Raw genomic sequence first — 7,039 nt, 5'->3', positions numbered from 1 at the left:
GGTACTCGTCGGCCCAGGCGCCCACCGTGTCGGGGGCCCGGTCGAAGGCCTCGGCCACGTCCTCGGGGGTGGCCTCCGGGAGCTCCGCCAGCCGGTCCCCGGTGAAGGGGGTGTGGTTGGCGGTGCGGCCGGATCCGATCACTCCGCGGGTCAGCCGGGCGACCAGGTCGGGGGTCACCACCTCGGCGGCGGTGCGGGCACCGGCCGGGGCCGGGGCGACCGGGTTGGTGGGCTCCGGTGCGGTCCGGAGGGGGGCGGCGGGTGCCTGCGAGTCCGTCATGCCGGTGAGCGTATTGCGCCCGACAGCCTTTGGGTACCCGCCGGTAACCGGATTTTGTCATTTCCGCCAGCGATCGCTGGCAGGATGCCGGGATCAGGACTTCTTGGCGGGCGGCTCCCAGCCGCTGAGCACGATGTCGAACTGCTGACGGGCCTTGTCCCAGTCGGCGACCGGGCTCGACATGTAGATCGCGTACTCCGTCTCGTCCGGGGCGACGTACATCTGCTCCCTGGCCCTGCGCGGACCGGGGTGGTTCTGCTTCTCCGTCCAGCTGAAGTCCCAGAGCGCGGCCCGGGTGCTGCCCTGGAAGGTGTTCTGGTTCAGCTGGTGCTTCTTGTAGTCCGTCCGCTTCGCCACCTGCTGCTCCAGGTCCAGCAGGTGCGCGTACGGGTCCTTGTAGTCCGGGCTGGGATCGGCGGCGATCCGGATGAAGTGCTTCCCGTCGTCAGGGGTGTAGTCGATCTGGTCGCCGTTCGCCTGGCGCTTCCAGCCCTCCGGGACGAACAGCGTGAAGCCGGCGATGGGGTCGGTGACCCTGTTGTAGCCGGCCGGCGGGGTCGCCGCCTGCGGCTTCCCGTCGTCGCCCGACTGTCCGCCGGTCGAGCTGGCGGCCTTGTCCGGGTCACCCTCCTTGCCCGGGTCCCCGGTGTACTTGAGCACCCCGAACACCCCGCCCCCGCCGAGCAGCGCCGCCACCAGGGCCACGACCACGGCGCGCCCGCCCCAGCCCCGGGCCGGGTCGGCCGAGGAGGCCACCGTCGCCGCCGTGGGCGGGCGGGTGGGGGGCTCCGGCAGCGCGGTCGTCTGCCCGACCTCGCCCTGCGGCGCCGGTGCTTCGGCCGGCTCCTGCGCCGGGGCGAGTTCCTCCGAGGTCACCGCGCGGGTGGGCACGTACGCCTGCGCGGCCTTCGGCTCGCGGCCCTCCATCGCCTCCAGCAGCATCCGCTCGGCCTCCGCGGCCGAGGGGCGCTCCGTCGGGTCCTTGCGCAGCAGGGCGGTGATGATCGGCCCGAGCGCTCCGGCCTGGCGCAGCGCCGGCGGCTCGTCGTTGACCACGGCCTGCAGGCTGGAGATGGGTGAGGTGCGGCGGAACGGGGACCGGGCCTCCACCGCCGTGAAGAGGGTGGCGCCGAGCGACCACAGGTCCGAGGACGGGTCGGGGCGCCCGCCGGTGACGCGCTCGGGAGCCAGGTAGTCGATGGAGCCGACGATCTCGCCGGTGCGCGTGATGGACGAGTCGCCCTCGATCGCGGCGATCCCGAAGTCCGTGAGCAGCACCCGACCGTCCCTGGCCAGCAGCACGTTGCCCGGCTTCACGTCGCGGTGCAGGACGCCGACCGCGTGCGCGGCGCGCAGCGCGCCCAGCACGTGCAGCCCGATCCGGGCCGCCTCGCGGGGCTCGATCCGCCCGGCGGCCTTGGCCGCGTCCGCGAGGGAGGGCCCGTCGATGTACTCCATGACGATCCACGGCCGGTCGTCGTGCTCGAGGACGTCATGGACGGTGACGACCGCCGGGTGCTGGATCCGGGCCGCGGCCCGGGCCTCCTTCTGCGTCCGGGCGTGCATGACGTCCCGGTCGGCCTGGGCCACGTACAGACCCGCCGTCAGTTCCTTGACGGCGACGGTCCTGTGCAGCAGCTCGTCATGCGCACGCCACACCTTGCCCATGCCGCCCCGGCCGATCGGCTCGACGAGCCGGTACCGGCCCGCCAGCACATCGCCCCCACCTGTCTGCTGTTCCACGAAATCCCGCCGCTCTCTGCACTTCAGGCCAGATTACGGATCCCGGAGGGGCTGCCGGAACCGCCCGGGCGCCGAAAGACGGCACTGTGACGCAATCGCCGTACTGATCAGTCGTCAGTATCCGTTCAACCGCCCGCCTTGTAACTCGCCGTGGCCTTTTCGAAGACTTCGGTGACCTTGGTCTGTTCGTCCTCCGGACCGGTGACGAGGACGACGTGGTAGCTACCGCCCAGCGCCACGACGTAGTTGCGGGCGAAGACGTTGCGACCGGTGCCGTCGATCCACGTGTACCGGCCCGTCGCGCGCAGTTGCTGACCCACCTTGGTGGTCTTCACATCGCCGACGGTCGACCAGGTGGAGGTCCGGTACGGGGTCAGTTCCGGCTCCTTGTCCTTCTGGTACGCCGCCGGATCCGGATTGCCCTGAACCTTGTCGCGGCCGGGGACGACGGTCAGCACGAACTGCCCGTCGGTGTACCGGACCTGACCGGACTCGTTGATTCCGCGACGCTCCCAGCCGTTGGGCACGGCGATCTCGAAGTGCTCCGGGTCCTGCTGGGTGGTGTAACCGGCCGGGGCGGGGGCCGGGGCGGCCTGCGATTCGGCGGGCGCGCTCGTCTGCGGGGCGGACTTGGACTCGGGCGTGCCCGTAGGGACCTGGGAGGGGCTCGGCTTCGCCGGTGCCTGCGCGGTGCTGCCCCGGGCATCGCCCGCGGGCTCCTGATCGGCGGCCCGCGGCATGAACAGCATCGCGTACGCCACCCCGCCGGCGAGGAGGGCCAGGATCCCGACGAGCAGGGACCGGCCGAGGGCGCGCGGCTTGCGCGGGGCCGAGGGATTGCGGTGCCGCCCGTGGACCTCACCGCGGCGGCGTACGACGGGCAGCCGCGCCGGATCCGGCTCCGGCATCGGAAGCATCCCGAACCCGGCGTCCGGCTCGGGCGCGGACCGTACGAGCGAGCGCAGCCAGCCGCGCAGCTCCTCGAAGTCGGGCCGTTCGGTGGGGTCCTGGCGCAGCAGCGACTCCACGACCGGCCGCAGCGCCCCGCATTCCTCGGCGAAGGCGGGCGGTTCCGCGCACACCATCTCGACCAGCTCGGCGACGCTGTCCTCCGGGTACGGGGCGTGCCCCTGGACGGCGCGGTAGAGCAGCGCCCCGAGCGCCCACAGGTCGGTGGCGGGCCCGACGGGGGCGGCGAGCTGCCAGTGCCCGTGCACGGGGCCGGCCTGCTCGGGGGCCCACCGCTCGGTGACGGCGCCGACGACGGCCATCCGGGTCTGCCGCGCGCGCTCGGCGTCCAGACCGGTCCGGGGGCCGGACCAACCGGTGCCGGTGCCGGTGCCGGTGCCGGTGCCGGTGGGCTGCGGCTGGTCGGGGGCGGCCCGGGTCGGCACCTCGGCCTGCCGGTAGCCCTGGGGCAGGGCGATTCGGGCGGGCAGGGCGGGGCGCTCGGGCTGCGCCTGATCGGGCTCCGGATCCGGGTGCGGGTGCGGATCCGGGTGCGGGTGCGGATCCGGGTGCGGCTGGACTGCGGCGTGCGGCGGCAGGGGCTCGGGGGTCGGCTCGGGCTCCGACTCGGGAGCGGCCGGGGGTAGTTCCGCCCGGCGGGGGGTCGCACCGTGCCAGGGGGCGGCGGCGCCGGACTCCGGGCCGCCGTACGGGTACGAGTACCCCTGCGGGAGGGACGACCCCTCGGGCCGGCGCTCCGGTGAGCCGCCGGACTCGACCTCGCCGGCCGTCTCGGCCCGGCGCTCCTCGACCACCCGGGCGGCGGCCGCCCGCGCCCCGGCCCGGTAGGCGGCGACGACCCCGGCCCGCGCGGCCGCCTGGAGTTCGGGGCGGTCCTGCGGGCGATCGGGGGTGATGTGATCGGTGTACCGCGGCCCGGTGTCGTATCCGGGGGCCACGAGCGGCGCGTACGTGACCTCCACCGGTCCGGCGGCGGGCGGAGTCGGGTCCGGGACCGGGAACGGGTCCGGGGCCGGACGCGGGGGCGGGACCGGCGGGGAAACGGCGACCGGGGGCGGCGTCGGGACCGGGGCGGGGGCGGGAGCCGGGGCGGTACCCCACCCCGCTCCGCCGCCGGTGTCCTCGGCGCTCGGGACGGGGTCGTACCCGCACAGGGCCTCCTCCGCCGCGCCCGCCGCGAGGCCCGTCAGCACGACGCGACCGTCCTCGCACACCAACACCGTCCGGACGGTGATGTTCCGGTGCGTCCAGCCGTGCGCGTGCAGCACCCGCAGCGCGGTCAGCACGTCCGAGGCCACCTCGGCGGCCCGGTACGGGCTCAGGGGTTCATCGGCTATCAGCGCGGCCAGCGGCCTGGCCGGGACGAGTTCGCTCACTATCCACAGCGAGTCACCCTCGGCGAACACGTCGAAGACCTGGTCCAGCCGGGGGTGGTCCGGGATCGAAGCCGCCGCCTGCGCCGCCTCGATGGCGCGGCGCACGGCCGGCAGATCTGCGGGCGAGCGGCGCGCCGCCGGGACGGCCCGCGGCCCGTCCAGCAGCTCGGCGTCCACGACCTCCGGCAACGGCACCTGCCGTACCAGGACTTCCTGCCCGCTGCGGGTGTCAAAGGCGCGGGTCTCTATCAGTTCGTACTCGTCGGACGGCGGCAGGGGCAGGCGGTAGCGGCCGGCCAGGATCCGGCCCGCGTACTCCTCCACATCGCCTCCCCCGAGTGCGGCGGGCTCCCCATGGCCCCTCTGACACGATACGTCGCCAGGGCCGCCCGCGTCCCGAGGTCAGCCGAGCGGCTGGAAGGTCTCGAAGGCGACGTTGCGCATCTGGGTGCACTCGGCGCCGTCCCACTGGTCGGCGGCGCAGCTGATCATGATGGCGTAGCCGTGCGTCGCGTCCAGCTTGAACCCGCGGTTGAGCACCCGGACCCTGATGCCCTTCTGCTCGCGCTCGAACTCCCAGTCGGCGACGGTCGGGTAGCCCCGGTAGTCCACCGTGTCGATGCGGATCGGCCGGTAGTTCGTGCTGCTGCCCGCCACCGCGGGGGCCGACTTGACCCATGCGAGGCGCGCGTCGTCGCCCGGCTTGTCGGTGTAGTCGACCTGGATCCGCGGGAATCCGCCGTCACGGCTGTATATGCCGCCGGAGTTCTCACCGGCTGTGGCCGTCTGCTTGAAGCCCTCGGGCATCGCCATGGTGAAGTGGAAGCCGAAATTCCGCTCCACGAAGAAGCCTGGGGGAAGAGCGCCGCCGGCGCCGCCGGACGTGGCGCCCTGACCCTGGCTCGCGGCCGGGGTCTGCTGCCCGCCGGCGCCGGTGCCGGTGCCTGCGCTCGCACCGGTACCCGCGGTGCCGTTGGCGTTGCCGCCGGTCTCGCCGGTGTTCCCGGAGGGCTTCGGGGAGGTGCCCCCGGCCCCGCCGGTGCCCGGGTCCTTCGGGGCCGAAGCCGCCGGAGTGGGCTTGCCGTTGCCGCCCTTGCTCTCGTCCTTGGTCTTCTTGTCGTCGTCGCTGAAGGCGTAGGCGATGAGGGAGCCGACGACCGCCAGCACCACGACCAGGGCCGCCGCCGCGAGCACGATGGTGCGACGCTGCATGACGTCCGTGAGCGGGGCCTTGACGGGGGACGGCTTGGAGGTCGGCGGCTCCGCGGCGGAGACGGCCGTGGTGGCGGCCGCGGCCGTCGCCGCCTTGCGGGCGGCCTTCAGCGCGGCGCGGGCACGTTCGCGCTGCTCGCGCTCGCGCCGCTCGCGTTCCTTCTTCGCCGCGCGCTCGGCCGCCTTCTCCGCCTTGTCCGCGGCGGCCTTCTCCACGGCCTCCTTGGCGTCGGCCAGCGAGATCTGCCGGGTCTCCTCGGCCGCCGGAGCCGCCACGGGAGCCGGCGCGGGCTCGGGTGCCGCGAGGACGGCGCCCAGCATCGCCCGGGTGCGGGCGTCGTCGAGCCGGTGGGTCGGGTCCTTGGCGAGCAGACCGTAGATGACCTCGGTCAGCGGACCCGCGTTCTTCGGCGGATCCACCGGCTCGGTCATCACCGCGGTCAGGGTGGCGAGCGCGGACCCCTTGTCGTACGGGGGCACTCCCTCGACGGAGGCGTACAGCAGGCCGCCGAGCGACCACATGTCGGCGGGCGGGCCGGGCTTGTGACCGCGGGCGCGCTCGGGGGAGATGTAGGAGGGCGCGCCGACGAGCATGCCGGTGGAGGTGACGGAGGGGTCGCCCTCGACCTGGGCGATGCCGAAGTCGGTGAGGACGACGCGGCCGTTGCCGGCGATGAGGACGTTGGACGGCTTCACGTCGCGGTGCAGGATGCCCTGGCCGTGGGCGGCGCGCAGCACGTCGAGCACCGCGAGGCCGACCTCGGCCGCGCGGTGCGGGGTCAGGGGGCCGTTCTCGCGTATGAACTCGGCGAGCGAGGGGCCCTCGATGAGCTCCATGACGATCCACGGCCGGCCGTCCTCGTCGACGACGTCGTAGACGGTGACGGCGCCGCCGCTGCGGATCCGGGCGATGGCCTTGGCCTCGCGCAGGGTCCGGGTGATGAGGCGTCGCTTCTCGTCCTCGTCGACCCCGGTGCTGAAGCGGAGTTCCTTGACGGCGACGGTCCGGCCCAGGGTCTCGTCCTGGGCCCGCCAGACGGTACCCATCCCGCCCTTGCCGAGCACCGCGCTCAGCCGGTACCGCCCGGCCAGCAGCCGTCCCTCGTCCTGTCCGCCCTCGGCGGCCTTGGCCGCGGCGGCCTTGACGGCGGCGGCCATGGCATCGGCCTTCTCGACGACGGGATTGGGCTTCGTCGCCGGCTTGGCCGCGGGCTTGGACGCGGGCTTCGCCTCGACCGGCTCCGCCGCGGACGACCCGTCGGTCTTGCCCAACGCGACCTTCGCCGCAGGCACATCGGCGGGCACGGCATCCGCGGGCTCCGCCTCGGCCTTGCCCGGCCCCGACTTCGCCGACGCGGGCTCGGCATCGGGCTTCGCGTCCGCGGGCTTCGCGTCCGCGGGCTTCGCGTCCGCGGGCTTCGCGTCCGCGGGCTTCGCGTCCGCGGGCTTCGCGTCCGCG

The 7,039-nt window shown here is 74.3% G+C and carries 3 protein-coding genes and 1 pseudogene; all 4 read right to left on the bottom strand.

From position 1 onward, the window contains the following. A pseudogene (gene gabD2 / locus AB8A24_RS23225) lies at positions 1-280 on the bottom strand (succinic semialdehyde dehydrogenase); the annotation flags it as partial. A gap of 93 nt (positions 281-373) precedes the next feature. Beyond that, positions 374-2,023, bottom strand: a complete 1,650-nt coding sequence (locus AB8A24_RS23220; RefSeq protein ID WP_369477447.1) for a protein kinase — start codon at positions 2,021-2,023, stop codon at positions 374-376. Between the two features lie 125 nt (positions 2,024-2,148). Then, the gene (locus AB8A24_RS23215; RefSeq protein ID WP_369477445.1) at positions 2,149-4,692 is read right to left on the bottom strand and encodes a protein kinase; all 2,544 of its coding nucleotides are present in this window, start codon (positions 4,690-4,692) and stop codon (positions 2,149-2,151) included. Positions 4,693-4,770: 78 nt separating this feature from the next. Then, positions 4,771-7,039 (bottom strand): protein kinase (locus AB8A24_RS23210; RefSeq protein ID WP_369477443.1); only part of this gene is annotated, 2,269 nt, incomplete at its 5' end.

This window comes from Streptomyces sp. BF23-19 (genome assembly GCF_041106355.1).
GTDB lineage: Bacteria > Actinomycetota > Actinomycetes > Streptomycetales > Streptomycetaceae > Streptomyces > Streptomyces virginiae_A.
Note: the sequence above shows the minus strand (reverse complement) of the source record. Positions and strands in the feature narration are given on the sequence as shown.